Origin of the sequence: Rhodococcus cerastii (assembly GCF_033042195.1) — a bacterium.
Taxonomy (GTDB): domain Bacteria; phylum Actinomycetota; class Actinomycetes; order Mycobacteriales; family Mycobacteriaceae; genus Rhodococcoides.
Map to the genome: position 1 here is coordinate 72,521 of NZ_JAWLKF010000007.1, position 26,342 is coordinate 98,862.

Sequence of the window (26,342 nt, forward strand, 5' to 3'; positions counted from 1 at the left end):
CGAGGCAAGAGGTCAATGACAGAGAACGAACAGCAGTTCCGGATCGAGCACGACACCATGGGAGAGGTTCGCGTTCCCATCGATGCGCTCTGGCGTGCCCAGACGCAGCGTGCGGTGGAGAACTTCCCCATCTCCGGCCGTCCGCTCGAACGCACTCAGATTCGCGCGATGGGTCTGCTCAAGGCAGCCTGCGCGCAGGTCAACAAGGATCTCGGTCTGCTCGACGGCGCACTGGCCGACGCGATCATCGCCGCTGCCACCGAGATCGCCGACGGCAAGCACGACGACCAGTTCCCGATCGACGTCTTCCAGACCGGCTCGGGCACCAGCTCGAACATGAACGCCAACGAGGTCATCGCGTCGATCGCGAAGGCGGCCGGCGTCGAAGTACACCCCAACGACCACGTGAACATGTCGCAGTCCTCCAACGACACGTTCCCGACGGCCACTCACGTCGCCGCCACCGAGGCCGCCGTGACGTCGCTCGTGCCCGCACTGCGCCACCTCCACGAGGCTCTCGTGGTCAAGGCCACCGAGTGGAAGCACGTCGTGAAGTCCGGCCGCACCCACCTCATGGACGCCGTTCCGGTCACCCTCGGTCAGGAATTCGGCGGCTACGCCCGTCAGATCGAAGCAGGCATCGAACGCGTCGAGGCCACCCTGCCGCGCCTCGGTGAACTGCCCATCGGCGGCACCGCCGTCGGCACCGGCCTCAACGCACCCGACGGCTTCGGCCCGAAAGTCGTTGCAGCACTGGTTGCGTCGACCGGAATCGACGCACTCACCGCAGCCAAGGATTCGTTCGAGGCACAGGCTGCACGCGACGGACTCGTCGAGGCATCGGGCGCACTGCGCACCATCGCGGTCTCACTGACCAAGATTGCCAACGACATTCGCTGGATGGGATCGGGACCGCTCACCGGACTCGGCGAGATTACCCTCCCCGACCTGCAGCCCGGTAGCTCCATCATGCCCGGCAAGGTCAATCCCGTTCTGCCCGAGGCTGTTACGCAGGTCGCGGCTCAGGTCATCGGCAACGACGCCGCAGTCGCATTCGGCGGCGCGTCGGGCGCATTCGAGCTCAACGTGTACATCCCGATGATGGCGCGCAACGTGCTCGAGTCGTTCAAGCTGCTCGCCAACGTCTCGGTCCTGTTCGCCGACAAGTGTGTCGTCGGCCTCGAAGCCAACGTCGAGCACCTCAAGACCCTCGCCGAGTCCTCGCCGTCCATCGTGACGCCGCTGAACTCCGCGATCGGCTACGAGGAAGCTGCCGCCGTCGCAAAGCAGGCACTCAAGGAGAAGAAGACGATCCGTCAGACGGTCATCGACCGCGGACTGATCGGCGACAAGCTCAGCGAAGCAGAACTGGACAAGCGCCTCGACGTCCTCGCCATGGCGAAGGTCAAGGACTAGCTTTCCCGTTCGCCCCGCCGGACCCCCGAACGCGTGAATGGTCCATTGCACCGCCGAGACGTGTGCAATGGACCATTCACGCTTTCGAAAGGGGCCGAACCTCAAGCCAGGTGAGCGAGTTCCTCGCGTGCCTTCAGGCCGTCCTCGCCCAGATCGGTGCGGTCGAAGATCTTCCAGCCTGCGAGCAGCGGCTTGAACACCTTGTCGCGTTCCTGGTCGGCGTCGTAGATTCCGGCTTCGGCGAGCGCGGCGGTGCTGCTGCCGCGGTCCGGGAGGTTGACCTCGGGAATCTTGAAGCCGTTGATCCGGTCCGCGATGGCGCGAGCGGCCTGATCGGGCACCACGGCGAATGCCTCGTCGAGGATGCTGGCGAAGAATGCCGACTGCAGCGCGTCGTCGTCGGCGATCCGGCCGAGGATGGTGGCGAGCACCGGATCCTTGCCGAGGGCGACGGTGTTGCGGTTGCGCAGCGAGGCTGCAGCTTCCTCGATGGCGAAATGCGCGAGGATGTCGAGCAGATGCTGGCTGGGGGCGTCGTATCCGAGCGTCATGTGTTCCATCCGAACGCGCTCGAGGGCGACCGGATCGACTGCGCGGGTCAGCACCAGGAAGTTGCGCAACACGATCGACTGTCGGTTCTCCTCCGACGTCCATCGGCCGGTCCACTTCCACCAGGCTCCGAGACCGGTGAGGGCGTGGGCCAATTCGCGGTGGTACGCGGGCAGGTTGTCGGCCACCAACACGCCGACCGTTGCGGACAGGATTTCGACATCACTGAGGTGCGACTGCTCCGGCGTCCAGTCCTCGCCGCCGAGGAACGCGAAGTTCTTGCCCTCGTCGAACGGCGCGAGATCGTGGGGATGCCAGTCGCTGGCTGCCTCGATGTGGCGTCGTAGATTCTCTTCGACCGCGGGCTCCAAACGGACCAGCAGATCACCGTCGGACAGGTTCGTAGACATGCGGTAACCGTAGCGCCTACGCCCGAGCGCCCGACGCCGTGCCCCTGACCATTGTGAATTCTCCTAACGCCAGGTCGTTGCGGGTCTATTCTCAGGTGCATCCAGTCATCGAAGTGAGGACTCCTCATGATGCGGTCGGGGCGAAATTTTCTGTGTCTTTCTGTCGTGTGCTCGATGGTCGTGCTGGTCGGGTGCTCGAACGACACACCCGCCGCCGAGAGTCCGCCGACATCGGAGCCCGCGCCGCCCAGCGACCTCTCCCCCGGTCAGGTCGCAGGCGTCGATGTTCCGACCGGCCGCGTCGACGAGGCGGTCGGCAAGCTCGACGGCATCGCCGAGGAGTTGATGGCGTCGTCGAACATTCCCGGTATGGCCATTGCCGTCGTGCACGGCTCGGACGTCGTCTACTCGAAGGGCTTCGGCGTTCGCGAGGTGGGTGAGAACGACCCCGTCGACGGCGACTCGGTGTTCCAGTTGGCCTCGCTGTCGAAATCGGTCGGTGCGACGGTCATCGCGTCCCAGGTGGGAGCGGGCGTGGTCGACTGGTCTACGCCGGTGGTCTCGCAGCTGCCGTGGTTCGCGCTCGACGATCCCTGGGTGACGGAGAACATCACGGTCGGAGACTTCTACGCCCACCGAAGCGGGCTTCCCGAGCATGCCGGTGATCTGCTCGAGGACCTCGGCTACGACCGGCGCCAGGTTCTCGAACGCCTCAGGGAGGTGCCCCTCGACCCGTTCCGGTCGACGTACCACTACACCAACTTCGGAATCACGGCCGCGGCCGAGGCCGTCGCTGCGGCGTCGGGCAAGGACTGGGACACCCTCAGCCAGGACACGATCTACGGCCCGCTCGGCATGACCTCGACCAGCTCGTCGTTCGCGGACTACATCGCGCGGGCCGACCGGGCCGTACCTCACGTTCTCGTCGACGGCGAGTATCAGGCGAAGTATCAGCGGGAACCCGATGCACAGACGCCGGCCGGTGGCGTCAGCTCTTCGGTGAACGATCTCGCGAAGTGGCTGAGGATGCTGGTGGCCGACGGTACTCACGACGGACGAGAGATCGTCGATCCCGACGCCCTCCTGCCCGCCGTCAGTGCGCAGATCGTGTCGAGCCCGTCGGCGACGCCGGACTCACGCTCCGGCTACTACGGGTACGGATTCAACGTCTCCACCAGTGCGGCCGGCCGCACGACGGTGAGCCACTCGGGAGCGTTCGCGCTCGGGGCAGGCACCAACTTCCTGTGGATTCCGTCGCTCGACGTCGCCATCGTCGTACTGACCAACGCCGCGCCCCTCGGTATCGCCGAAACGGTGACCGCCGAGTTCGCAGACCTCGTTCAGTTCGGTGAGGTGCGGGAGGACTGGCGAACGCTGTACAAGAATGCGTTCGCCGGCATGAGCGAACCGGAAGGCGAGCTCGCGGGCAAGACCGCTCCCGCGAATCCCACAGCGCCACAACCTCTCGCGTCGTACACCGGGGTGTACCAGAACAGTTACTGGGGGCCGGCGACGGTGGCGGAGGTCAACGGTGAGCTGCTGTTGTCCCTCGGACCGAACTCGACGTCGTACGAGTTGTCGCCCTGGGACGGTGACACGTTCACGTTCGAGCCGACCGGCGAGAACGCGCCCGACGGAACCATTTCCCAAGCGACGTTCGACGCGAATACGCTGACGCTCGAGTTCTTCGACGGCGATGGATTGGGGCGGTTCACGAAATGACCGAGACACAGCAGGCAACCGAGACCGTGCTGGATCTGTTCGACGCGTTGCGAAGTCGAGACACCGATCGCGCGATGTCTCTGCTCGACAACCGCATCGTCTGGCACAACGTCGGGTTGCCCGAGGTGCGCGGCCGCGCGAACGCGGGCAAGTTCGTGGCGATGCTGGCCAGACCTGCGTTCGGCTTCGACGTGATCGTGCACAACATCGCGGCCGACGGGAATGTCGTGCTCACCGAGCGCACCGACGTCCTGATCTGGCGGCGACTCCGAATCGAGTTCTGGGTGTGCGGAACCTTCGAGATGCGCGACGGCAGAATAGCCGTGTGGCGGGACTACTTCGACACCGTCGACTTCCTGAAAGGTGTTGTGCGAGGCATCTTCCGGGTCGTCGTGGGCCGGTGACCCAGGTGAGCGAAACCTCGTAGTGGGCTACGAGGCAGGAGTGGAGCCTGCGGAACGACCCGCAGGCTCCACGCTCACGAGGGGGGTCAGGCTCCCGACGGGCCGAACTCTTCGAGCATTTCCGTCACCAGTGCAGCGATCGGTGAACGCTCGCTGCGGGTGAGGGTGATGTGCGCGAAAAGTGGGTGTCCCTTGAGCTTTTCGATCACTGCGGCAACGCCGTCGTGACGTCCGACGCGGAGGTTGTCTCGCTGAGCGACGTCGTGGGTGAGTACGACGCGTGAGCCCGAACCCAGCCGGGACAGAACCGTCAGCAGCACGTTGCGCTCGAGTGACTGTGCCTCGTCGACGATGACGAAGGAGTCGTGCAGCGATCGACCACGAATGTGCGTCAGCGGCAACACTTCCAGCATTCCGCGGGCGATGACCTCCTCCATCACCTCTGGGCTCGCGAGCCCTTCGAGGGTGTCGAAGACCGCCTGACCCCAGGGGCCCATCTTCTCGCTCTCGCTACCGGGGAGGTAGCCGAGCTCCTGGCCGCCGACGGCGTAGAGAGGCCGGAATACAACGACTTTCCGATGCGAGCGACGTTCGAGAACGGCCTCGAGTCCGGCGGTCAGCGCCAGAGCGGACTTACCGGTGCCTGCCTTTCCGCCGAGCGAGACGATGCCGATGCTCTCGTCGAGCAGAAGATCCAGCGCCACGCGCTGTTCCGCCGAACGACCGTGCAGACCGAACGCCTCACGCTCACCGCGAACGAGTTGGATCTGCTTGTCCGGCGTGACGCGCCCCAGCGCACTCTGCCGTCCGGCAAGCAGTCGAACTCCGGTGTGGCACGGCAGGTCTCGCGCCTCCGCCAGGTCGATGACACCGTCGTTGAACAGCGTGTCGACCGCATCGGACGGTACGTCGAGCTCGGTCATGCCGGTCCAACCGGAGGGAACGACGTCGTGAGCGTGGTATTCGTCGGCGGGGAGACCGACAGCACCGGCCTTGACGCGCAACGGAATGTCTTTGCTGACCAACACCACGTCCTTGCCCTCGGCCGCCAGATTCAGGGCGCAGGCGAGGATACGAGAATCGTTGGAGTCGGTGCGGAATCCGACGGGAAGAACCGAAGGATCGGTGTGATTGAGCTCGACTTGCAGTGTGCCACCGGAGGTTCCGATAGGAACCGGCTGGTCGAGTCGACCGAATTCTACGCGCAGGTCGTCGAGCATGCGCAAGGATTCCCGCGCGAACCATCCCAATTCGTGATGGTGGCGTTTGCCCTCCAACTCGCTGATGACGATCAGCGGGAGTACCACATTGTGCTCGGCGAATCGGATGACTGCCCAAGGGTCCGACAGCAGGACCGAGGTGTCGAGCACGAATGTCCGAAGAGGGGCGGAAACGGAGCGTGAAGTGGTCACGTGGGGCTCCTACGTCTGCGCGGCACCGCGCAAACTCTGTCGCTCGGCCGGTCGGGTCCGATGTGTCAGGTGACACGAGGACCGGGTACCGGCCCTCTCGCGCTCACTAGCTCAGTCACGTATCAGAACCTCCCGCACAGGTAGCTTCCCCGCTGCCTGTTACTGCCGACGGTACCGCCGAAATCCGGTATCGGCTCGCTGGAAGTCTGGCGTGTCGGTGAACAACGCGTTACGTCGACATCGCCCCAGGTCGCCGGCCGACCGGTGTCGAAAGTGCCCTCCCCCGGGGTGAATCAATGCGACTTCGTTGCACTCGGATCGACTGAAAGCCACATTGATCCACCGAGGTTGGGTGAATGGACCACTGCATACGTCTGGGCGGTGCAACGGTCCATTCACGCAGATCAGCGTCCGGCGTGGATGGACCACTGCAGACGTCTGAGCACTGCAATGGTCCATTGACGCAAACAAGGGTGCACGCGAACGAGGGTGCACGCGGACCGGGTGGGCGAATCTGCAGAAGAACCAGCGTCAGCCGAGCAATCCCCAGTCTTCGAGGCCCTCGTACAGCGGCTTGCTCTGTGCCAGTTTCACGACGCGGTCCTTGAGGGAATCGCTGGCTTCACCGGTGGCCAGGGCGGTGGCGATGATGTCGGCGACCTCGGTGAACTCGGCTTCGCCGAATCCGCGGGTTGCCAGTGCGCCGGTGCCGATGCGCAGGCCGGAGGTGACCATCGGCGGGCGCGGGTCGAAGGGCACTGCGTTGCGGTTGACGGTGATGCCGACCTCGTGCAGGAGATCCTCGGCCTGCTGGCCGTCCATCTCCGAGTTGCGCAGGTCCACCAGAGCGAGGTGCACGTCGGTGCCGCCGGTGAGGACCGACACGCCCTTGTCTGCGACGTCGGCACCGGTGAGACGCTCGGCGAGCAGTGATGCACCGAGGAGGGTGCGCTCCTGGCGTTCCTTGAACTCGGGCGTCGCAGCGATCTTGAACGCAACTGCCTTGGCGGCGATGGCATGCATCAGCGGGCCGCCCTGCTGGCCGGGGAACACTGCGGAGTTGAGCTTCTTGGCCCATTCCTTCTTGGCCAGGATGATGCCGGAGCGGGGTCCGCCGAGGGTCTTGTGCACGGTGGAGGAGACGACGTCTGCGTACGGCACGGGTGAGGGGTGCACGCCTGCGGCGACGAGTCCGGCGAAGTGCGCCATGTCGACCCAGAGCAGTGCGCCCACTTCGTCGGCGATGGAGCGGAACGCGGCGAAGTCCTGGTGACGCGGGTAGGCCGACCAGCCGGCGATGAGCACCTGCGGCTTGGCGGCGATGGCCTGCTTGCGCACCTCGTCCATGTCGATCCGGTGGTCTTCCTTCGACACCCCGTAGGACTCGACCTCGTAGAGCTTGCCCGAGAAGTTGAGCTTCATGCCGTGCGTGAGGTGGCCGCCGTGGGCGAGGTCGAGGCCCATGATCTTGTCGCCCGGGTTGATCAGTGCCATCAGGACCGCGGCGTTGGCCTGCGCTCCGGCGTGCGGCTGCACGTTCGCGAACTCGGCACCGAAGAGTTCCTTGGCGCGGTTGCGCGCGAGATCCTCGACGATGTCGACGTGCTCGCAGCCGCCGTAGTAACGGCGGCCGGGGTAGCCCTCGGCGTACTTGTTGGTCAGGACGCTGCCCTGGGCCTGCAGCACCGCGCGGGGAACGAAGTTCTCCGAGGCGATCATCTCCAGCGTGTCGCGCTGACGCCCCAGCTCACCGGCCATCGCTTCGGCGACCTCGGGATCGAGTTCGGCCAGTGACAGGTTGTTGACGTCAGTCATAACAGGAGTCTCCAAGGGACAGCAGAATGAAGGGGGCCAGGCCAGTTTACGAGACGCGCAGTGCACCGGGTGTCAGTGGCTCGTCGAGCAGCCTGCCGAACAGTTGCGCGCGCTCACTGGCCGTCTCACCTCGGTCCATCCAGCCGGCGAGCAGCTTGTAGCCCTCGACGTAGGTGCTGATGTACGCCCGCCACAGCGGGGAGGACAGAAACCGCAGGCTGTGCCGGGCGCGCTGCGGCGATGCCAACGACCATCGCTCCAGGTAGGCGGCCACGTCGTCCTCGCTCTTGTGTTGATCGTGCAGCAGCAACGCGGCGTCCTGCCGCACCCCCAACAGCTGGCTCGACGCGGCCGCGAGACGCTCGGCCTTCTCGCCGTCGAATCGCAGTCCCAGATCGGCGTAGATCTCCTGTGCCCACAGGCCCCAGCCTTCGCCGACGACGGCACCGAGCGCGTGATCGGCCAAGCCCTCGGCCATCAGGCACTGCGGGGTGTTCACCACGAACAGTGTCTGCTCGAGTTGGCCCGCACCGACCAGTCCGGTCTCCTTGCGGCAGTGTTCGGTGTGGTGGCCCGGGTAGGACTCGTGCGCGATCAGGTGCGGCAGGTTGGCCATCTGCTGTTCGATATCGGAGTTGATGGCAACGGTGGACTGGAAATTGCCGAGGTAGTAGTTGAATCCGGACCACGGCTTGTCTCCGACGACCTCGTAGGTGACCTTCTCGGTGTCGGGCAGCGTGTATTCGGCGCGGACGCGGTCGCGCAACGCGGACGAGAACGCCTCGACGCAGTCCTGTAGTCGGTCGGCCGGAATGACGTCGGCACGGCGATGCGCGATCAACCGTTCGCCGAGCGACCCGGGACCGGCGAGAACCTCGTCCATCTTGCGGTGTGCCTGCAGGTACTGGTCCTGATCGCCGGCGGAGATTCGGACGTCGAAGTAGGCGTGCACCTCGTCGACGAAGCCGATGTCCTCGCCTGCGAACTTGCGCGCCGAGCATTCGAGTGCGCGCAGGTGGACGTCGAGGAACGTCGTGCGCTCGGGTGTCAGATCGACGTTGCCGAGCTCGGCGCGCAGTGTCTGTGCTCGACGGATCAGCTCACGCGGCTCGGGAGCCGGGGCGTTCTCGGTGATACGACGCAACTCGGGATCGCCGGTGTACGCGTCGACGAAACCGTCTTCGAGCCGGTCGAAACTCAGGCCCAGCAACAGGTATTCACGAACGAGGGAAGCAGCATCCATATCCGAACCCTAGTACGGCGAACGACCCCGCCCGTGCGCGATCCACCGGCACCGAGCACAATCTGGAACCATGCGACTCGCGCTCGACAGGAGCTCAGCCGAACCCTCTGCAGCTCCGATGTGGCAAGAGTGGAGCCTGCGGAACGATTTTGGTCGGAGTCGTGCGTGAGCGAGTCCAGTCCGTATGTCGAGTTCGACCGTGTGCAGTGGCGCACGCTGCGTCAATCCACGCCGTTGGTGCTGACCGAGGAGGAACTCGTCGGTCTGCGTGGTCTGGGTGAACAGATCGATCTCGACGAGGTGGCCGAGGTCTACCTACCGCTCGCCCGACTGATTCACCTCCAGGTCGCGGCCAGGCAACGGCTGTTCGCCGCGACCGCGACGTTCCTCGGTGAGAAGCACCCCGACCGTCAGGTCCCGTTCGTCATCGGTGTCGCAGGGAGCGTCGCCGTCGGAAAGTCGACGACGGCCCGTGTGCTGCAGGCACTCCTGGCCAGGTGGGACCACCATCCGCGGGTCGATCTGGTCACCACCGACGGATTCCTGTACCCGACGGCCGAGCTCATGCGTCGAGGCATATTGCACCGCAAGGGTTTTCCCGAGAGCTACGACCGGCGCAAGTTGCTCAGATTCGTCACCGAGGTCAAGTCCGGGACCGAAGAGGTGGGCGCACCGGTCTATTCGCACGTCTCCTACGACATCGTCAAGGGCCAGTACCACATGGTCCGGCAGCCCGACATCCTGATCGTGGAGGGGCTCAACGTATTACAGACCGGGCCACGGTTGATGGTCTCCGATCTGTTCGACTTCTCGATCTACGTCGACGCGCGAATAGAGGACATCGAGAGCTGGTACGTCAAACGCTTTCTGGCATTGCGCAAGACGTCGTTCACCGACCCGTCCTCGCACTTCCACCACTATGCGGGCCTGTCCGACGACCACGCGCAGATCGCGGCCGAGGATCTGTGGCATTCGATCAACCTGCCGAATCTGGTGGAGAACATCCTGCCGACGCGACCGCGAGCGACGATGGTGCTGCGCAAGGATAACGACCACGCGATCAACCGGCTGCGGCTTCGTAAGTTGTAGAGCTCAGATACCGAAGCGCCGATGTCTGGCCGCGAAGTCACGCAGCGCCCGCAGGAAGTCGACGCGTCGGAATTCGGGCCAGTAGGCCTCGGTGAACCAGATTTCCGAGTAGGCGCTCTGCCACAGCAGGAAGCCGGAGAGTCGCTGTTCGCCCGAGGTGCGGATGACGAGGTCCGGATCGGGTTGGCCGGAGGTGTAGAGGTGGCTACCGATCTCGTCGACGTTGATCGACGCCACCAGCTCGTCGCCGCTGACGCCTTCGGCGATCTTCTCGGTCACCAGGGACTGCACGGCGTCGGCGATTTCCTGCCGACCGCCGTATCCGACGGCAACGTTGACGTGTGTGCCCGACCGTCCCTCGGTGAGCGCAGCCGCTTCCTTGAGTCGACGCGCGGTCGACGCGGGCAGCAGATCGAGGGTGCCGACGAGTTTGACTCCCCAGTTCATCTCGGGTCCGCAGATCTCCTCGACGACGTCGGTGATGATGTCGAGCAACGAATCCAATTCGTCGGCGTCGCGGCGGAGATTCTCGGTGGAGAGCAGGTAGATGGTCGCCATCTCGATTCCGGCAGCGTCACACCAGCCGAGCATCTCGGCGATCTTCAGTGCGCCCATGCGGTGCCCGTGCGCGACGTCGGTGAACCCGTTCTCGCGAGCCCAGCGGCGATTGCCGTCGCACATCACCGCAACGTGCCGCGGGTGCTGGACGCCTTCGAGCTGGCTCAGCAGACGCCGCTCGTACACGTTGTAGAGAACGCCGCGGACCTTCTGCGGAATGATCACCACTGCTTCGTCACCACTGCCCCGTCACCGCTGCTCTCATCACCACGAAGGATCACCTTACGCCGACGTCTGCGAGGCGGTCGCCGGTACAGTAGCGTCAGAACCTACGGTTGCGTAGGTTCAAGGCGGCGGCACGGGAGGCAATCGACATGACGATGTTCGGACTCGACGAGATACCCGTCAAACCTCGCATGCGCGGCTGGATTCACCTGTATGCGTTCGGCGTGGCGGTGGTGTGCGCGATCACTCTCGTCACGCTCGCGTTCAGCATGGTCTCGGTCAGTGCGGGTGTGGCCGTGAGCGTGTATTCCATCACCGTCTGCGGCGTGTTCGGGGTCAGTGCCACTTACCACCGCGTGCACTGGAAGACCACGGCGTCGCAGATCTGGATGAAGCGCGCCGACCATTCGATGATCTTCCTGTTCATCGCGGGTAGCTACACCCCGTTCGCAGTGCTCGGTCTACCCGGATCCACCGGACGCACGTTGCTCGTCGTCGTATGGGCCGGGGCCCTCGCCGGGGTGGCCCTGAAGATGTTGTGGCCCACCGCTCCCCGCTGGGTCGGGGTACCGCTGTACCTGCTCCTCGGCTGGGCGATCGTCCCGGTCGCACCCACGCTGATCGACCACGTCGGCTACGCGCCGTTCGTCTTGCTGCTCGTGGGCGGAGTCTTCTACAGCATCGGAGCCGTGCTGTACGCCACCAAGTGGCCGAATCCATGGCCGACGACCTTCGGCCATCACGAGTTCTTCCACGCGGCAACGGTATTGGCGGCAACCTGCCACCTGGTTGCCGTCTGGCTCGTACTGTTCTGATCGACCTCAGGTGGTTCGGGATGCCTTGTCTCGGTACATCAGTGCGTCGGCGCGCTGAATCAGCCGGTCTCTCGACTCCCCCGGCTCACGTACTGCAACGCCCACGCTCACCGATACCCCGAGCAGATTCGATCCGAACGGCACCGGCTCGCCGCAGATCGCCGACCGCACCGATTCGGTGACTTCGGCGGTGTCGAGGCCCGCCGACCCGTCGAACGTCACCGCGAACACGAATTCGTCTCCCGCGTATCGGCCGACGACGCTCCCGCGCGGCGACCACTGGTGCAGTCGACGGCCCGCTGCCTCGAGCACGGCGTCACCTGCCGGATGTCCGTGCGCGTCGTTGATGGATTTCAACCGATCGACGTCGACGAAGGCCAGGGCAACCGGCAGATCCTCGGCGATCCATTCGTCGACGTGGGCGAGCAGAGGACCTCGTCGCAGCAATCCGGTCAGTTCGTCGCGCTCGGCGCGATCGCGCCAGTGAACGGTGTCGTCGACGACGGGATTGACCAGGTCCAGCAGTGCGACGATGAACCGTCGCCCGGCGATCGTCGAGATTCCGACGTGCATCCAGCAGGAGACGACCTCCCCGTCGACGCGCCGCACTCGACGCAGAGCTCCGATCGGTCGACCGTGGTCGGTGGGGCCTGCCTCGGGGTAGCGGTGCTCGAGTTGGACCGCGATACGCGTCGCCGACGCGCGATCCCCGAGCGGCACGAAATCTGCAACGGGGCGACCGATCATGTCGTCCACGGCGCACCCGAGCACGCCCTCGCACAGGGTGTTGGCACCGACCACCTCGTAGTGCATCGAGTGCACCATGGCCGCCATCGGAACCGCGGCCACGAACTGGGCGACAGCAGCGCGCTGGTCGTCGGTCACTGCCTCGTGCACGGTGTCCGCACGCACCACACCCTCATTCATGACGCCTTCACTCATGACACCGTCGATCCATTGGTAGACGCTCGACCGCCCCAGGCCGAGGAAACTCCCGGCAACAGTACTGTTGCTCCGTCGAAGCATCGACGAGCGTGGTCAACTCCGCAGTGCGAACGGCAATTCTTCGGCAGAGGTCACAGGACGGTCGCACACGAAGCCACGACACACGTACGCCGTTTCGAGGCCGTCGACCGGTGGACGGTCGCTCAGCAGCACCGACGAATCCGTCACGCCTGCGACCACCACGGAACCGCCAGGGGCCAGAGCCCGGACGGCCGAGAGCAGGTCACCGCCGGGTGCCGTCGACACCGCGACCTGAATGGGACCGCGAACGGACGCTTCCGCGACCGCCAACCAGTGGCCACCGGACCTGGGTGCTCGTTCGAGAATCGAGGCCGATCGTGCCAGCGACGCAGCCGCCAGTTCTCCGTACCGCGCCGAGGAGGTGTGATCGACCAGCGCCGCCGCGGTGAGCAGCGCCTCGGCCATCGTCGACGCGCCCGACGGGGTGGCCCCGTCGATCGGGTCACGAGGCCGGGTCACGAGAGTCTCGGCATCGTCGGCGGTGTCGAACCACGCGCCGACGTCGTCCGGGTCGGCGAAGTGGTCGATCGCGGCATCGACGATCGACGTCATACGCTCGGTCCAGACCGTGTCTCCGGTGGCCTGGAACAACGCTGCCGCCGCGACCGCGAGAGCCGCGTAGTCCTCGAGCACACCGGTGGCCTCACCGACTGCACTGCCGAGCGAGGCGCGGCGGACTCGGCCCGACTCGACGTGGCCGGCGAACAGTTGCTCGCCGCACTCGACTGCCGCGTCGACCCATCGCGGTTGCCCCAACCCGGTCCCGGCCTCGACCAACGCCGTGATCGCCAACCCGTTCCACGCGGTGACGACCTTGTCGTCGCGGCCCGGTTGCGGCCGAGTCGCGCGAGCGGCGAACAACGTGCTGCGCACTCGGGCGAACCGGTCGTAGTCCTCGGGTTCGGCGGGCAGCTGCAAGACCGACATGCCGGCCTCGAACGTGCCTGCCGAGTTCACCGCGAACAGCCCTGCTGCCCACACACCGTCCTCGAAGCCGAGTGTCTCGGTCAGTTGCTCCGGAGTCCACGCATACGTCAGACCCTCGATGCCCTCGGTGTCGGCATCGAGTGCCGACGCGAAACAGCCGTTGGCCGTGCGTAATTCACGCAGCATGAACTCCGCGGTGTCCGACGCCACCCGCCGGGCGAGCGCATCGTCGTCGACTCGCGCTGCGTGCGCGTAGAACCGCAACAGCAGAGCGTTGTCGTAGAGCATCTTCTCGAAGTGCGGGACGATCCACTCGGCATCGACGGAGTAGCGCGCGAATCCCCCGCCCAGTTGGTCGTAGATACCCCCGCGCGCCATGGCCGACGCGGTACGGCGCACGACGCCGAGAACCTCGGAGTCGCCGGTGCGCTCGTAGTGCCGGAGCAGACCTTCGAGCAACGCGCCGGGCGGGAACTTCGGTGCCCGGCCGAAGCCGCCGTAGAGGGTGTCCTCGTCGGCGCAGATCGCGGAGACCGAGGCCGCCAATGCATCGGCGTCGATAGGGCGACCGCCTGCGGGCACGCCTGCACTGTGCTTGCGAAGTTCGGTGACGATGTCGGCGGAGGCGTCGAACACCTCCTGTCGCCGCGTCGACCAGGTGTCGGCGATCGCGGTGAGCAACTGCTGGAACGACGGCATTCCCTGACGCGGAGCCGGCGGAAAGTAGGTACCGCAGTAGAAGGGTTCGGTGTCGGGGGTCAGGAAGCACGTCATCGGCCACCCGCCCTGGCCGGTCATCGCAACGGTGGCGTTCATGTACACCGCGTCCAGGTCGGGTCGTTCCTCGCGATCGACCTTGATGCACACGAAATTCTCATTCATCAGCGCCGCGGTCGCCTCGTCCTCGAACGACTCGTGTGCCATGACATGGCACCAGTGGCACGCCGAGTATCCGATCGACAGCAGGATCGGAACATCGCGATCGCGAGCGGACTGCAGTGCCTGCGGTCCCCACTGCTGCCAGTGCACCGGGTTGTCCGCATGTTGCTTCAGATACGGGCTGGTGGACTCACCGAGGGCATTGGCGTCGAGCATCAGGGCTCGTCGGAGACGACGGGTTTGGTTCGGTTCTGTTCCGGTGGAAACGGATCTGCCAATCCGCCGCGATCGGTGCCCTCGTCGAGAGCCTGATCCAACGTCGGATCCTCCTGCTCGAACGTGGCGGGCAGACGCTTGATCTTCTTGTTCATGGACCAGATCAGCAGTGCCGTTCCGACCAACAGCGCGACCAGGATCACCAGACCGATGGGCGAGGACTTACCGAATTCGGGACCGGTCGGCTGCTGGGCGAGGATCGAAACGATCATTTGTCGGTCTCTTCTATTCCGGCGAACAGGTCCGTCTCGGGCAGCGACGTCGTGACCCGAGTGCGGGCCAGCTCGAACTCTTCGGTGGGCCACAGCTTGCGCTGCACGTCCAGCGGCACGGCGAAGAACGAGCCGTTGGGATCGATCTGCGTCGCGTGTGCGCGTAGGGCGTCGTCGCGCTGCTCGAACCAGTCACCGACGGTGACCTGAGTGGTGATGCGGCCGATGATCTCGTCGCGCTGGCCGTCCCACCGCTTCAGCCAGTCCACGAACGGGCTCTCCTCGCCGCGATCGATGAACCAGTCGTGGAACAGCTGCATGCGCTTACGGATGAAGCCGTGGGAGTAGTACAGCTTGAGCGGAGTCCAGGGCTCACCGGCGTCGGGGAAGCGTTCGGGATCGCCCGCTGCCTCCCATGCCGCCATCGAGACCTCGTGGCACCGGATGTGGTCCGGGTGCGGGTACCCGCCGCGTTCGTCGTACGTGGTGATGACGTGCGGCTTGAACTCGCGAACCACCTTCACGAGCGCCTCGGTCGAGACCTCCAACGGGACCAACGCGAAACAGCCGTCGGGAAGCGGCGGGAGCGGATCGCCCTCGGGCAACCCGGAGTCCTCGAACCCGAGCCACGTCTGCTGCACGCCCAGCACTCGGGCGGCCTCGGCCATCTCCTCACGCCGAACCTCGTGGATGCGCTCGTGCACGCCCGGAATGTCCATCGCCGGATTGAGGATGTCTCCCCGCTCGCCACCGGTCAGGGTGACGACCAGAACATCGTGTCCTTCGGCTGCGTAGCGAGCCGTTGTCGCAGCGCCTTTGCTGGATTCGTCGTCGGGATGGGCATGCACTGCCATGAGCCGCAGTCCGGACACGTTCTTCCTCACCTCGGATTCGCCTGATTCTTGCCTGCCCCTATAGTTCCATCTGACGCCGACAGGCCCCCAGCGGCACCCCCGAATCGATCCCGAGAGCGGCCATGACCAACGCACTTCCCGCAGGTAGATACCCGTCGGGTTCAGGCCCGAGCGGTATTCGACAGGCCCCCAAACGTGCGACGAAGATCGCACTGGTGGCACTGGTCCTGCTGGTCGGGCTGGGCGTGGCCTACTACGCGTACAGCAAGTTCTCGGTCAAACCGATCGAGGGCAGTCAGCTCTCGTTCGACATCGTCGACGAGGACACGATGTCGATCAGGTTCAGCGTCACCCGGCAGGATCCCGAGCAGCCCGCTGTCTGCATCGTCCGCGCTCGCTCGCGCGACGGCTCCGAAACCGGCAGGCGCGAGGTGTACATCCCACCGGAGTCGGCGTCCACCACCGTGGAGATGACCACCGAGGTGACGACGTCGGCCGCCCCTGCCGTCGGCGACGTCTACGGCTGCACCCTCGATGTTCCCGAATATTTACGAGCCCGATAGGCGAACTGCCTGTTCGTGGTAAGGTCGGGTCATACACGGCCACCGCAGAAGGTGCCGTGTATTGCTGCATTGCGGGCAGGGTTCACCTGCGAACGATGACGACGGCTCCAGGATGTGGGCCGACCAAGGGGATCCAACCATTGGAGTCCCCTGTTCGTTGCGTGCCCTACCTGCTCAGAAACCGGAATCCGAGCTCGAGATTCCGACTACGAGGGAGTGATCGAGATGACCGAGACCCAGGTGACCTGGCTTACCCAGGAATCACACGACAGGCTCAAGAGCGAACTCGACCAGCTCATTTCCAATCGCCCCGTCATCGCCGCCGAGATCAACGAGCGTCGCGAAGAGGGCGATCTGAAGGAGAACGGCGGCTACCACGCTGCGCGCGAAGAGCAGGGCCAGCAGGAAGCACGTATCCGCCAGCTGCAGGAGCTGCTCAACAACGCGAAGGTCGGCGAGGCACCCACCCAGTCCGGTGTCGCACTGCCCGGCTCGGTCGTCAAGGTCTACTACGACGGCGACGAGTCCGATACCGAGACGTTCCTGATCGCCACCCGCGAAGAGGGTGCCCGCGACAACAAGCTCGAGGTGTACTCCCCCGCGTCACCGCTGGGCGGATCGCTCATCGACGCCAAGGTCGGCGACACCCGTGAGTACACGCTGCCCAACGGCAAGACCATGAAGGTCACCCTCGTCAGCGCGGAGCCGTACCACACCTAGGCCTGCTCACGAGAAGACATGAAAGCACCCCCGGTCGCCGAGCGACCGGGGGTGCTTTTCTGCGTGGATGTCAGGCGGTCATCGTCTTCTGGTACTTGCGCACCGACAGCGGCACGAACACCACGAGCATCAACACGACCCAGATCAGGGTGTAGAGCACGGGGTTCTGCAGTGGCCACACCTCCGGCGGCGGTGCCATCGGGTTGGTGTTGCCGAACTGCTCTCGCACCGCCAACGTCACCGACGAGATCGGATTCCACTCCGCGATGGTCTTGAGCACGGTGGGGAAATTGTCGATCGGGACGAAGGTGTTGGCGATGAACGTCAACGGGAAGATCACGATGAACGACGCGTTGTTGAAGATCTCGGGCGACCGCACGATCAGACCAACCAGGGCCATCACCCACGAGATCGAGTACGCGAACAACAACAGCAGCACGTACCCCAGCAGGGCGTCGAAGAACGAGGACGTGATGCGCCACCCCACGAGGAGTCCGGTGAGCGACATGATCGTGATGGTGACGAGGTTGTTGCCGACATCCGCTGCGGTCCGCCCGATCACCACGGCCGATCGTGCCATCGGCAACGACCGGAACCGATCCATCACGCCCTTCTGCAGATCCTCGGCCAGCGACGACCCGGTGAGGGAGGCACCGAAGATCATCGTCTGTACGAAGATGCCGCCCATCAGGAAGCTCTTGTAGTCGATTCCGGGGACATCGATCGCACTACCGAAGACGTACGCGAACAGCAGGACGAACATGATCGGCGAGAGCGTCGCGAAGAACAGTAGGTCGGGAACTCGCTTGAGCTTGATCAGATTTCGCTTGGTGATGATCGCGGAATCCAGAAGAACGTTGCTCATTTCTCTTCCTCCGCCGTCTCGGGTTCGCCGGTGGTCTGACCGGTCAGACTCAGGAACACATCGTCGAGGTTCGGTCGCCGAAGACCGACGTCGACGACTCCGATTCCGTTGTCCTCCAGCTGGGCCAGCGCCGTGGACAGGTCCTTCGATCCCCCGTTGACGGGCATGACGATCCGGCCCACCTGATCGTCGAGGGTGGGTGGCTCGACGCCGATCGGAGCGAGGATCTGCATCGCTCGCTCGGCCTGGGACCGATCGGTCAACACGAATTCGACTCGCTCGCCGCCGGTTTGGGCCTTGAGCTCGTCGGCCGTGCCACGCGCGATGATCTTGCCCTTGTTCAGCACGATGATCGAATCGGCCAACCGGTCGGCCTCCTCCAAGTACTGGGTGGTCAACAGAATGGTCGTGCCGTCGCGAACGAGATCTGCGATGAACTCCCACATGGTGATTCGACTACGTGGATCGAGTCCGGTGGTCGGTTCGTCGAGGAACACCACCCGTGGTCGACCGATCAGGCTGGCCGCGATGTCGAGTCGCCGACGCATACCTCCCGAGTACTGCTTGGCTGTCCGGTCACGTGCGTATTCCAGGTCGAATCGTGCGAGCAGTTCGTCGGCCCGCTTCTTGGCCTCGGCCTTGCGTAGGCCGAACAGTCGGCCGACCATCTCGAGATTCTCGTACCCGGTCAGGTACTCGTCCACGGCCGCGAACTGACCGGTCAGCCCGATCGTGCTGCGCACCTCGTTGGCCTGCGTCGCCACGTCGAGCCCGAAGATCCGGGCCGAGCCGGATGTCGCTTGCAGCAAGGTGGCGAGAATACGGACCGCCGTGGTCTTTCCCGCGCCGTTGGGGCCGAGCACACCCAGCACCGTGCCCTCGGGAACGGTGAAATCGATCCCGTCGAGCGCGACGTTCTTGCCGTACCGAAGTACGAGGTCCTCTACTTCTATAGCGTTCGCCATGGCCCTCTCCCCGTTTCTCTACTGGTCGGTGTAAGGACTTCCGAACGCGTAGAGATTAACCGGTCTTGATCGGACCGGGCGTCCACAGACCCGAACGCTGGACCTCTTCTGCTGTGATCTGCGCCGCCTGCGCCGTCTCGTCGTACGGGATGTACTGCTCGATCGATCCCCAGTCGCGGTCCCAGTCGCCGTCAAGATACGACGGGATGGTGCGGGCGGAGGCGACGATGTCGATCCACCCGAGCGGCCCACCGCCGAAGTGGTCCTGCCACGCGTTGGTGATGACGGCACCGCTGCGGTCCGGCAGCACCCGGTACTGCGGAACTTCGGCGACCCCGAGGCGGTGATCGAACGGATGCTGGCAGGGGAAGTTGAAGCCGACCTCCCAGTCCAGCATCACCGGAGCGTCACGGCCGACGACCTCGTTCAACGTCTGGGTACGCGGAACCCGCGGCGGCGTGATCGCCAACCACTGGTCGGAATCTCGATCGTTGTCGGCCAGCACGAGCCGAATCGTGTTGGCACCGTTCGGAATCTGATCCATCGGCACACGCAGGTTGCGCCACGACGGCGTCGGGCCGATGTCGATGGGGGTCACCCGACCCTGCGCCTGCCCGTCGACTCCGTACTCGAGTTCGAGGCTCTGCCCGTACGTGACGATGCCGTCGGAGTCCACCGAGCGGATGCGTCCGGCAGCGGCGATCGAGATCAGGTCGCCGGGATCGGCAGGCAGCGCGTACCAGCCGGTCGTCAACGTGGCGGGGGCGTCGGATCCGAACGAACCGAGCACCGGCACGGTGGCCGGATCGAGGCCGAACGGCAATGCGCTACCGCCGGTTCCGGCCCCGGTGGTCGACGTCGGCTGCTGCTGCTCGTCGGTGTCGACGGTGTTCGAGGTACCCGACGCCGAGGACTCCTTGTCTGCGGTGAGATCGCCCGCCACACCGTCGGGGGTGAACCCGTCGTTCTCTTCGCCCAGCGCGGCGAACGCATCCCCGGTGACCGGTTGCAGCACATCGGCATTGGGGTTCGTCTCGAGCAACACGTCGTTGGCAAGGCCGCACGTGTCGCCGGCAAGCGCCGAGAGATTCGATTTCGCGACCGAGTACGACGGCCACTGCGCCACGGCACCCTTGGCCATCGACGCGACGGCCACCAGCACCATCAGTGCTGCCCCGACAGCGATCGGCGGCACCGACCACCATCGCGCCATCGGTTTGTCGGTGCGCACGTACGGCGCGCGGAGATGGAACCAGACGGCTGCGAGCAACAGCAGCAGGGTCAGGCCGAGGAACATGGTCGAGATGCCGAGACCGGCAACGAGGATCGGCTTGTCCCAGAACGGAACTCCCCAGGCCGAGACGTACCAGTACCCGTTGGTTCCGGTGAACGCGACGGCCATCACGAACGAGACCGACGCGGCGAACAGCAGTCGGTTGCGCCGCGATCGCAGTACCGCCGCGCCGGTCGCCACGGCTGCGAGCACCGCAACCGATGCGGCGAGTCCGGCGAAGACCCCGAAGTGGTGGGTCCACTTGGTAGGGGTGATCATCATCAAGGCCATAGCCCCGACGGTGATGCCGACGATCCGCCGCGCCGGTCCCGTTGCGGTACCGGGGATCTTGCCGCCCTTGCGCAGCATGGCGACGACGACCGCGATCAGCGAGACGATCATCACGAACACTCCGAAGCGGCGCGCGAGCGAGCCGTCGATGTCCATGTTCATCAGCCACTGGTAGCGCAGGTACTCGTCGAACCAGGCCTGGCTCGGCCCGGCCGCGTTGTGCACCCGCTGCATCTCGAGCATGCCTGCCACGGTCTGGTTGCCGAATGCGAACACCAGAACCACCGTGCCCGACGCGATCAGCGGGGCGAGCAGTGTCAGCGCGCCCAGTGCGGTACTGCCGAACTCCCGGGCGCGGGCGACGACGATCTGCAACACCGGCCGAGCCCCGGCGATCAGCGGTGCGAAGCAGATGAAACCGGAGGGGCCGCACGTGACCGTCAACGCCGCGATGAGTATCGCCGCGGCCGCGGGCAGCAACCTGCGGGTCGCGATCGAGCGCTCCACCGAACACCACGTCAGTAGTACTCCGAGCGCCACGAACGGCTCCGGACGCAGGCCGTTGTTGTACGGCAGCCAGAACGCGAGCAGCACCAGCCCGCCGGTCCACAGGGCAGTCTTCGAGGCGCGAGCCGCAGCACCGAACCGCGGAATCACCTCGCGACTGATGACGAGCCACGCCACGACCGCGCAGATCAGCGTCTGCAGGCGCATCCAGACACTGGCCGTCGAGACGTGCGACATGATTCCGAACATGTCGTACAGCGGCGTACCGAACGGTGTCTCGGGCACACCGAAGTAGCGGAAGTAGTTGGCCATGTACCCGGCGTGATCGGCCGTACGCGCCATGCCCAGCTGGTAGCCGTCGTCGGAGGTGTTCGCGCCGATCAGATGCCACACCAGCAACGTCCCGATCACCACCGCATCGGCAGCACCGAACGTCCACCAGCGACGCGGCAGGAACCGTCGGGCACGTCGGCCGTCGGACAGGTCGAGGCGGTGCAGCGCCACCAGCGAGATGCCCGTGGCGAGGACCCCGACGATCATCGCGAACCACTTCAGCGCACTGGGTGTGGACGAGAATCGACTGTCGAGCTGCGCTGTCAGCGTCAGACCGTCGACGGTGCCGCGAAGATCGCTGAACACTCCGACCAGCTGCGGCCGAACATCGCCCTCGCGCGTCACGGTGTCGGCACCGGTCAGCCCGACGGTGGTCGCCGTGCCGTTCGAGGTGATCGTCAACGCGCAGTCGTCCGCAGTCGAAGGGCTCAGCTCCGAGATCGGCTTCTCTAGGATAACGGAATCACGCAACGTCACCTTCAGTTGCGATGCCTCACCACCCGTGACCTCGGTGACGAGACCGTAGCGATAGGCGTCGGGCGATCCCTCGGGCGAGGTCGACAGCAACAGCCCGCCGTCGGGCAACAGATTCGCGGCAGCACACGGGACGGTCGCGTCGACGCTGATCGGGGTGTATCCGACGAGCGGAGCCTCGACACTGGCGATCGTGTCCGACTGCGGCCACGTCAGGGAGGACTGTTGCTGCTCGATCGGCAACAGCGGTATCGCGATCGTCAGCAGGATTCCCAGGACTGCGGAGACGATCGCGACGAGCCGAGCCATGCAAATATCTCCCACCGATGTCCTGGTCCAAGTCGCTGATCAAGGTACCAGCCGGGGTCGAGCGAACCCGGCACGCTGATCGTGCGGAAATGTGCTCGACGCAGAACAGTTTCCTTCCGACCGATACTCCGGTTCGGACAACCTTCGCTGTGGCACACTCAGCCCGATGATCAGCCCGATGACGGTGCATGTCGACGACACCGGTGCTGATTCCATTGCCGCGCGAATAACGACCCCATCGGGCGTCGAAGTGCGAGTGAGAACCGAGTCGAATTACTCGCTGGACCATTCCTCCAATCCCTGGCTTCCTCCGCTCCTGACCGCCGGGATGCGCAAAGGGTGGGATGTCGCTTTCGACGGACCCGTGGATTCGACGGCACTTCGAGGTGCATCCGAGGCTCAGAAGATCTTCCTGGACTGGTATCCCAAGCGTTTTCGAGAGGTATCGATGTCGGCGGAACCCGGCCGCGTTGCCACCGGCGCGACGGGAGTGGGTTGTTTCTTCAGCGGGGGCGTCGACAGCTTCTACTCGGCAATCATGGAATCCGACCGCATCACCCACCTGGTCTTCGTGCACGGTTTCGATATCGGTATCGACGACGAGAGTTTGGCGGCCAGAGCCTTGGCCGGAGCCCGAGAGTCGGCGGCGGAATTGGGAAAGCCGTTGATCGAGGTGAAGACCACGATCAGGTCGGCCTTCGCCGACCGACTGCCTCTCGATTGGGGATACGACTTCCACGGTGCCGCGTTGGCGCACGTCGGTCTGGCGTTGTCGCAGCACCTGAGCACCGTCATCATCCCGTCCTCGAACTGCCGCGAGGAACTCGCACCGTGGGGCTCTCATCCCGACCTCGACCCGTTGTGGTCGAGTAGCTCGGTCGCCTTCGAGCATCACGAACTCGATCTGCACCGTTTGGGCAAAATTCGTCGAATCGGCGAGAACCGGACCGCGATGAACCATTTGCGGGTCTGCTGGGAGAACCTCGACGGGGAATTCAATTGCGGCCGATGTGCCAAATGCGTTCGCACCCAGATCGGGCTGGCGGCCGCGGGTGCGCGGTGCACGACTTTCCCCGAAACCATGGATGTGCGCGCTGTGGCTCGAATGCACATGAGAAGCCGCGATCGCGGCTACCTGAGAACCTCACTCGCGGCGATGCAGGATGCCGGTGTCACCGACACAGAACTGCAGCGGGCCGTGAACACAGCAATACGCCGAAGCCATTGGACCCCGGCGCTTCTCTACGTGCGTAGTGCAGGTTCGTATATCGGCCAGGTGATCCGTCGAAGTCTGCGGCGTTGAATCGGTTGTGTCGACCAGCAGGTCAGTTCTCCACGTGCACTGCGTATCCGGCCGCACCGAGAGCATCGAGCACCGAGCCGCGGTGGTCCGGTCCGCGGGTCTCGACGGTCAACATCACGTCGACCTCCTCGAGCCCCAGGCGTCCGCCCGTACGGGAGTGGACGACGTCGACAACGCTGGCACCGGCGTCGCGCACCACGCCGAGCACCCCGGTGAGTCCGCCCGGCTTGTCCGAAATCGTCACGCGCACAGCGAGATAGCGTCCACCCGCCCGGAGACCATGAGTGATGACGTGGGTGAGCAGCAGCGGGTCGATGTTTCCGCCGGAGAGGACGGCGCACACCGAACCGGTCAATCCGAGCTCGTCCGCGGAATGCGTCATCAGCGCTGCCACCGCTGCCGCCCCGGCCGGTTCCACGATCAGTTTCGCGCGTTCGATGCACAGCACCAACGCCCGCGACAGCGCATCCTCGCTGACGGTCACCACGTCGTCGACCCATCCCTGCACGTGATCGAACGGCACCGATCCGGGCAGGCCGATCGCGATGCCGTCGGCCATCGTCGACATCGATGTCAACGCGATCGGATGACCCGCCTTCAGCGATGCAGGCCACGCGGCAGCACCCTCGGCCTGCACGCCGACGATCCTGATACCGGGCTTGGTCAGCTTCACCGCGGCGGCGACACCGGCCAACAGTCCACCGCCGCCGGTGGGGATCACGATGGTGCCGACGTCCGGCATCTGCTGCAGCAGTTCGGTACCCAACGTCGCCTGCCCCGCGACGATGTCGAGGTGGTCGAACGGATGAATGAGAGTGGCACCGGTGCGTTCGGCGAATTCCCTCGCCGACTTCAGCGCCTCGTCCACCGTGTTGCCCACCAGATGAACAGTCGCGCCGTAGGCCTTGGTGGCGACGAGCTTCGGTAGCGACACGCCTACCGGCATGAACACCGTCGAGTCGATCCCAACCTGAGAGGCGGCCCACGCCACACCCTGAGCGTGATTGCCCGCGCTGGCCGCGACGACACCGCGGGCGCGCTGCTCGGCGTCGAGCCGGGCAATGCGGTTGTACGCCCCGCGCGGCTTGAACGATCCGGTGCGCTGCAGGTTCTCGCACTTGAGCCGCACCTCGTGGCCGGTCAGGTCCGACAGAATTCGCGAGGCCACCACAGGGGTCCGGCGCATGACCGGCTCCAGCAGCTCCTCGGCCGACGCGATATCCGACGCGGTCACCCGCACAATTTCCGACACGGTCGCAGTATGCCAGGAACAATTACTCTCGTGACGTCATCCGCCACCGGTCGTCACTACAGTTGTGGAGCGCGTGCCGCACCACGGCGAGCCGCGACGGGCGCAAAGGATTCTCTGAACATGACGCAGGCTGGATCCGACGAGGTCGACGACGGCCGCGAAGTGCGTGGCAGCGTCGAGATCAAGGATCGGGCCATGTCGCGGACTGCCATCGCGGCGGCATCGAAGGATCCTCGGGTCACGCGCACCACCGGCGGCTTGTCGCGACTGACCGGGCGAGAACTCCCCCGCGCCGACGTCACCCTCGGCGAGGACACGATTGCCGTCAACCTCTACATCGGGGTGACCTGGCCGTCGCAGATCACCGAGGTGACCGAATCCGTGCACGCCACCGTCGAGGCCGCGTTGGCGACGATGACGGGCCTGCACGTGCATCGAGTGAACGTCCTGGTATCGGACACCACACTGGACACCGGCCCCTCGCCCACCTCGAATACCGAAGCATCGCAGCCCATCTCACCTCGACCACCCACTGCTGGCCCGGCCGCGATGCCGTTGGCACTGTTGTTCGGGTTCGCCCTCCTCGGTGTGGCCTTTGTCGCCGGCCGGGAATTCCTGATCGCACACGGCAACCTCGGTGGTAGCCCGTGGATCGCCGACGCGGTGTCCTGGATCTCCCGATTGCACTGGCAGAGTTGGATGATCGCCGCCGCGACCGGAGCCGCCGTCGTCGGGTTGTTCGTCGTGTTCATCGGGGTCAAGCCCCGAACGAGAACGCATTCCGGCCTGGGCGAGTCGGCGTCGACCGTGTGGGCCACGCCGACCGACATCGCTCGATTGTGCAGTGCTGCAGCACAGTCGACCCGCGGAGTCGTGGACGCGCACACCGTCGTCACCCGGAAGAAGATCGAAGTTCGGGTAGAGCGTGACGCTGCGTACGATGCCGACCGTATCGACGTCGGCGTGCGCGAGGCACTCGCTCCTGTGCTGTCCGTTGCTGCGGGCGAGCGCCGGCTGACGGTGAAGCAGTCGGTGGCAGCACCGACGAGGGTCTCGTGATGAAGACCTTCGTTGCCGGTGTCGACCGACTCCTCGCCATCGCGGCCGGGGCCGGGTTGATCGCGGGAGGTAGCTTCGCGCTGGCCTGGCATTACGACGTCCCCTGGGCACGAGAGATGCTCTCTCGCTTCGATCGTGCGCGAATCGCCGCCCTACCGGAACAGGGCTGGTGGGTGCCGACCCTGGCCGTGGTCGGCTGCATCTCCGTTGTCCTGGCACTGCTTCTGTTGGTCGGCAACTTCTCTCCGCGCACGACCGGAACGGCAAGCGTCATCGAGAAGCCCCACTTCTCGGCGCACGTGGACCTGAGCGCCATCGCGTCGGGCGTCGCCGCGGAGCTGGCCGAGTTCCCCGGTGTCCGACGCGCCCGCGGTACGGCGATCGACGATCGGGGAATGCCCACCATCACCGTATCGGTCCATGCTGCAGCCGATTTCGATGTCGTGGCCTTCACCGCCCGGGCCGAAGCCCGTGCCGCCTTCGTGGCCGAATCACTCGCCGGTGCACACGTCGCCACTCGCATTCAACTGCACGTCGACAAGCGGCGGTAGCGCGGCCGCGCAGCGTTGCGACAGGCCTGGCCACCTGTCCCTTCT

23 protein-coding genes are annotated in these 26,342 nt (G+C 65.2%); 10 read left to right on the forward strand and 13 right to left on the reverse strand.

The genetic code is table 11. The features are described 5' to 3' along the window. Positions 1-15: 15 nt before the first annotated feature. Complete coding sequence (locus tag R3P93_RS14380) at positions 16-1,416, forward strand: class II fumarate hydratase (protein WP_094641182.1); 1,401 nt, start codon at positions 16-18, stop codon at positions 1,414-1,416. Between the two features lie 101 nt (positions 1,417-1,517). Here the strand turns inward: R3P93_RS14380 and R3P93_RS14385 are convergent, their stop codons facing one another. Continuing rightward, entirely contained in the window at positions 1,518-2,375 is an 858-nt protein-coding gene (locus tag R3P93_RS14385) for an acyl-ACP desaturase (RefSeq protein WP_317533318.1), read from the reverse strand. 129 nt (positions 2,376-2,504) lie between these two features. Here R3P93_RS14385 and R3P93_RS14390 point away from each other — a divergent pair, with 129 nt between their 5' ends. Both R3P93_RS14390 and R3P93_RS14395 read left to right on the forward strand, forming a co-directional pair. Then, positions 2,505-4,097 (forward strand): serine hydrolase, encoded by a 1,593-nt coding sequence (locus R3P93_RS14390; RefSeq protein ID WP_394855308.1) that lies wholly within the window; start codon positions 2,505-2,507, stop codon positions 4,095-4,097. Beyond that, positions 4,094-4,501, forward strand: coding sequence for a limonene-1,2-epoxide hydrolase family protein (locus tag R3P93_RS14395; RefSeq protein WP_317533320.1), 408 nt, complete (start codon positions 4,094-4,096; stop codon positions 4,499-4,501). Before R3P93_RS14390 ends, R3P93_RS14395 begins: the two co-directional genes overlap by 4 nt. A gap of 86 nt (positions 4,502-4,587) precedes the next feature. Here the strand turns inward: R3P93_RS14395 and R3P93_RS14400 are convergent, their stop codons facing one another. From R3P93_RS14400 to R3P93_RS14410, 3 genes are all read right to left on the reverse strand, one after another. Next, positions 4,588-5,913 (reverse strand): PhoH family protein, encoded by a 1,326-nt coding sequence (locus tag R3P93_RS14400; RefSeq protein WP_170945933.1) that lies wholly within the window; start codon positions 5,911-5,913, stop codon positions 4,588-4,590. A 531-nt stretch (positions 5,914-6,444) separates the two neighbouring features. Continuing rightward, complete coding sequence (gene glyA, locus R3P93_RS14405) at positions 6,445-7,728, reverse strand: serine hydroxymethyltransferase (RefSeq protein ID WP_037191396.1); 1,284 nt, start codon at positions 7,726-7,728, stop codon at positions 6,445-6,447. A 46-nt stretch (positions 7,729-7,774) separates the two neighbouring features. Further along, the gene (locus R3P93_RS14410; protein ID WP_317533321.1) at positions 7,775-8,971 is read right to left on the reverse strand and encodes a DUF885 domain-containing protein; all 1,197 of its coding nucleotides are present in this window, start codon (positions 8,969-8,971) and stop codon (positions 7,775-7,777) included. A gap of 165 nt (positions 8,972-9,136) precedes the next feature. Between R3P93_RS14410 and coaA the strand changes: the two genes are divergently transcribed. Continuing rightward, the gene (gene coaA, locus R3P93_RS14415; RefSeq protein ID WP_037191653.1) at positions 9,137-10,060 is read left to right on the forward strand and encodes a type I pantothenate kinase; all 924 of its coding nucleotides are present in this window, start codon (positions 9,137-9,139) and stop codon (positions 10,058-10,060) included. A 3-nt stretch (positions 10,061-10,063) separates the two neighbouring features. Here the strand turns inward: coaA and R3P93_RS14420 are convergent, their stop codons facing one another. Continuing rightward, positions 10,064-10,846 (reverse strand): isoprenyl transferase, encoded by a 783-nt coding sequence (locus R3P93_RS14420; protein WP_037191390.1) that lies wholly within the window; start codon positions 10,844-10,846, stop codon positions 10,064-10,066. 146 nt (positions 10,847-10,992) lie between these two features. Here R3P93_RS14420 and trhA point away from each other — a divergent pair, with 146 nt between their 5' ends. Further along, entirely contained in the window at positions 10,993-11,658 is a 666-nt protein-coding gene (gene trhA, locus R3P93_RS14425; RefSeq protein WP_068052828.1) for a PAQR family membrane homeostasis protein TrhA, read from the forward strand. Between the two features lie 6 nt (positions 11,659-11,664). On the opposite strand, the gene R3P93_RS14430 is transcribed toward trhA, so the two are convergent. From R3P93_RS14430 to mca, 4 genes are all read right to left on the reverse strand, one after another. Then, the gene (locus R3P93_RS14430; RefSeq protein WP_317533322.1) at positions 11,665-12,600 is read right to left on the reverse strand and encodes a sensor domain-containing diguanylate cyclase; all 936 of its coding nucleotides are present in this window, start codon (positions 12,598-12,600) and stop codon (positions 11,665-11,667) included. A gap of 96 nt (positions 12,601-12,696) precedes the next feature. Further along, positions 12,697-14,706 (reverse strand): thioredoxin domain-containing protein, encoded by a 2,010-nt coding sequence (locus tag R3P93_RS14435; RefSeq protein ID WP_317533323.1) that lies wholly within the window; start codon positions 14,704-14,706, stop codon positions 12,697-12,699. Next, a complete protein-coding gene (locus tag R3P93_RS14440) occupies positions 14,706-14,978 on the reverse strand; it encodes a hypothetical protein (RefSeq protein ID WP_300525448.1) in 273 nt (90 codons plus the stop codon). Before R3P93_RS14440 ends, R3P93_RS14435 begins: the two co-directional genes overlap by 1 nt. Further along, complete coding sequence (gene mca / locus R3P93_RS14445) at positions 14,975-15,850, reverse strand: mycothiol conjugate amidase Mca (RefSeq protein WP_176460389.1); 876 nt, start codon at positions 15,848-15,850, stop codon at positions 14,975-14,977. Before mca ends, R3P93_RS14440 begins: the two co-directional genes overlap by 4 nt. 104 nt (positions 15,851-15,954) lie before the next feature. Between mca and R3P93_RS14450 the strand changes: the two genes are divergently transcribed. Together R3P93_RS14450 and greA are read left to right on the forward strand one after the other, a co-directional pair. Further along, positions 15,955-16,395 carry a DUF4307 domain-containing protein gene (locus R3P93_RS14450; protein ID WP_068052817.1) on the forward strand — a complete coding sequence of 147 codons (441 nt, stop codon included), beginning with the start codon at positions 15,955-15,957 and terminating at the stop codon, positions 16,393-16,395. 225 nt (positions 16,396-16,620) lie between these two features. Further along, on the forward strand, positions 16,621-17,115 hold the full coding sequence (gene greA / locus R3P93_RS14455) for a transcription elongation factor GreA (protein ID WP_032394210.1): 495 nt from the start codon (positions 16,621-16,623) through the stop codon (positions 17,113-17,115). 70 nt (positions 17,116-17,185) lie between these two features. On the opposite strand, the gene R3P93_RS14460 is transcribed toward greA, so the two are convergent. Genes R3P93_RS14460 through R3P93_RS14470 form a run of 3 tightly spaced genes read right to left on the reverse strand, consistent with a single transcriptional unit; the run spans position 17,186 to position 22,132 of the window. Then, positions 17,186-17,980: an ABC transporter permease gene (locus tag R3P93_RS14460; RefSeq protein WP_094669390.1), complete on the reverse strand. Its 795-nt coding sequence runs from the start codon at positions 17,978-17,980 to the stop codon at positions 17,186-17,188. After that, entirely contained in the window at positions 17,977-18,945 is a 969-nt protein-coding gene (locus R3P93_RS14465; RefSeq protein ID WP_068052812.1) for an ATP-binding cassette domain-containing protein, read from the reverse strand. Before R3P93_RS14465 ends, R3P93_RS14460 begins: the two co-directional genes overlap by 4 nt. Positions 18,946-19,000: 55 nt before the next feature. Beyond that, positions 19,001-22,132 (reverse strand): arabinosyltransferase domain-containing protein, encoded by a 3,132-nt coding sequence (locus R3P93_RS14470; RefSeq protein ID WP_317533324.1) that lies wholly within the window; start codon positions 22,130-22,132, stop codon positions 19,001-19,003. 166 nt (positions 22,133-22,298) lie between these two features. On the opposite strand from R3P93_RS14470, the gene R3P93_RS14475 reads away from it, so the two are divergent. After that, a complete protein-coding gene (locus R3P93_RS14475; protein WP_317533325.1) occupies positions 22,299-23,435 on the forward strand; it encodes an adenine nucleotide alpha hydrolase family protein in 1,137 nt (378 codons plus the stop codon). 22 nt (positions 23,436-23,457) lie between these two features. On the opposite strand, the gene ilvA is transcribed toward R3P93_RS14475, so the two are convergent. Continuing rightward, a complete protein-coding gene (gene ilvA / locus R3P93_RS14480; protein ID WP_218829037.1) occupies positions 23,458-24,621 on the reverse strand; it encodes a threonine ammonia-lyase in 1,164 nt (387 codons plus the stop codon). Between the two features lie 186 nt (positions 24,622-24,807). Here ilvA and R3P93_RS14485 point away from each other — a divergent pair, with 186 nt between their 5' ends. Both R3P93_RS14485 and R3P93_RS14490 read left to right on the forward strand, forming a co-directional pair. Beyond that, entirely contained in the window at positions 24,808-25,746 is a 939-nt protein-coding gene (locus tag R3P93_RS14485) for an Asp23/Gls24 family envelope stress response protein (protein ID WP_317533326.1), read from the forward strand. Then, complete coding sequence (locus tag R3P93_RS14490; RefSeq protein ID WP_149407542.1) at positions 25,746-26,297, forward strand: hypothetical protein; 552 nt, start codon at positions 25,746-25,748, stop codon at positions 26,295-26,297. Before R3P93_RS14485 ends, R3P93_RS14490 begins: the two co-directional genes overlap by 1 nt. The last annotated feature ends 45 nt before the right edge of the window (positions 26,298-26,342 follow it).

Bases quoted from the DNA above. Each gene is read 5' to 3' on its own strand.
- R3P93_RS14435 (WP_317533323.1), bottom strand. From the start codon at position 14,706: ATGCTCGACGCCAATGCCCTCGGTGAGTCCACCAGCCCGTATCTGAAG.
- R3P93_RS14460 (WP_094669390.1), bottom strand. From the start codon at position 17,980: ATGAGCAACGTTCTTCTGGATTCCGCGATCATCACCAAGCGAAATCTG.
- R3P93_RS14385 (WP_317533318.1), bottom strand. From the start codon at position 2,375: ATGTCTACGAACCTGTCCGACGGTGATCTGCTGGTCCGTTTGGAGCCC.
- R3P93_RS14485 (WP_317533326.1), top strand. From the start codon at position 24,808: ATGACGCAGGCTGGATCCGACGAGGTCGACGACGGCCGCGAAGTGCGT.
- R3P93_RS14450 (WP_068052817.1), top strand. From the start codon at position 15,955: ATGACCAACGCACTTCCCGCAGGTAGATACCCGTCGGGTTCAGGCCCG.
- R3P93_RS14475 (WP_317533325.1), top strand. From the start codon at position 22,299: ATGATCAGCCCGATGACGGTGCATGTCGACGACACCGGTGCTGATTCC.
- glyA (WP_037191396.1), bottom strand. From the start codon at position 7,728: ATGACTGACGTCAACAACCTGTCACTGGCCGAACTCGATCCCGAGGTC.
- ilvA (WP_218829037.1), bottom strand. From the start codon at position 24,621: ATGCGCCGGACCCCTGTGGTGGCCTCGCGAATTCTGTCGGACCTGACC.
- R3P93_RS14470 (WP_317533324.1), bottom strand. From the start codon at position 22,132: ATGGCTCGGCTCGTCGCGATCGTCTCCGCAGTCCTGGGAATCCTGCTG.
- R3P93_RS14465 (WP_068052812.1), bottom strand. From the start codon at position 18,945: ATGGCGAACGCTATAGAAGTAGAGGACCTCGTACTTCGGTACGGCAAG.
- R3P93_RS14490 (WP_149407542.1), top strand. From the start codon at position 25,746: ATGAAGACCTTCGTTGCCGGTGTCGACCGACTCCTCGCCATCGCGGCC.
- trhA (WP_068052828.1), top strand. From the start codon at position 10,993: ATGACGATGTTCGGACTCGACGAGATACCCGTCAAACCTCGCATGCGC.
- R3P93_RS14410 (WP_317533321.1), bottom strand. From the start codon at position 8,971: ATGGATGCTGCTTCCCTCGTTCGTGAATACCTGTTGCTGGGCCTGAGT.
- R3P93_RS14395 (WP_317533320.1), top strand. From the start codon at position 4,094: ATGACCGAGACACAGCAGGCAACCGAGACCGTGCTGGATCTGTTCGAC.
- greA (WP_032394210.1), top strand. From the start codon at position 16,621: ATGACCGAGACCCAGGTGACCTGGCTTACCCAGGAATCACACGACAGG.
- R3P93_RS14390 (WP_394855308.1), top strand. From the start codon at position 2,505: ATGCGGTCGGGGCGAAATTTTCTGTGTCTTTCTGTCGTGTGCTCGATG.
- R3P93_RS14430 (WP_317533322.1), bottom strand. From the start codon at position 12,600: ATGAGTGAAGGCGTCATGAATGAGGGTGTGGTGCGTGCGGACACCGTG.
- R3P93_RS14440 (WP_300525448.1), bottom strand. From the start codon at position 14,978: ATGATCGTTTCGATCCTCGCCCAGCAGCCGACCGGTCCCGAATTCGGT.
- R3P93_RS14380 (WP_094641182.1), top strand. From the start codon at position 16: ATGACAGAGAACGAACAGCAGTTCCGGATCGAGCACGACACCATGGGA.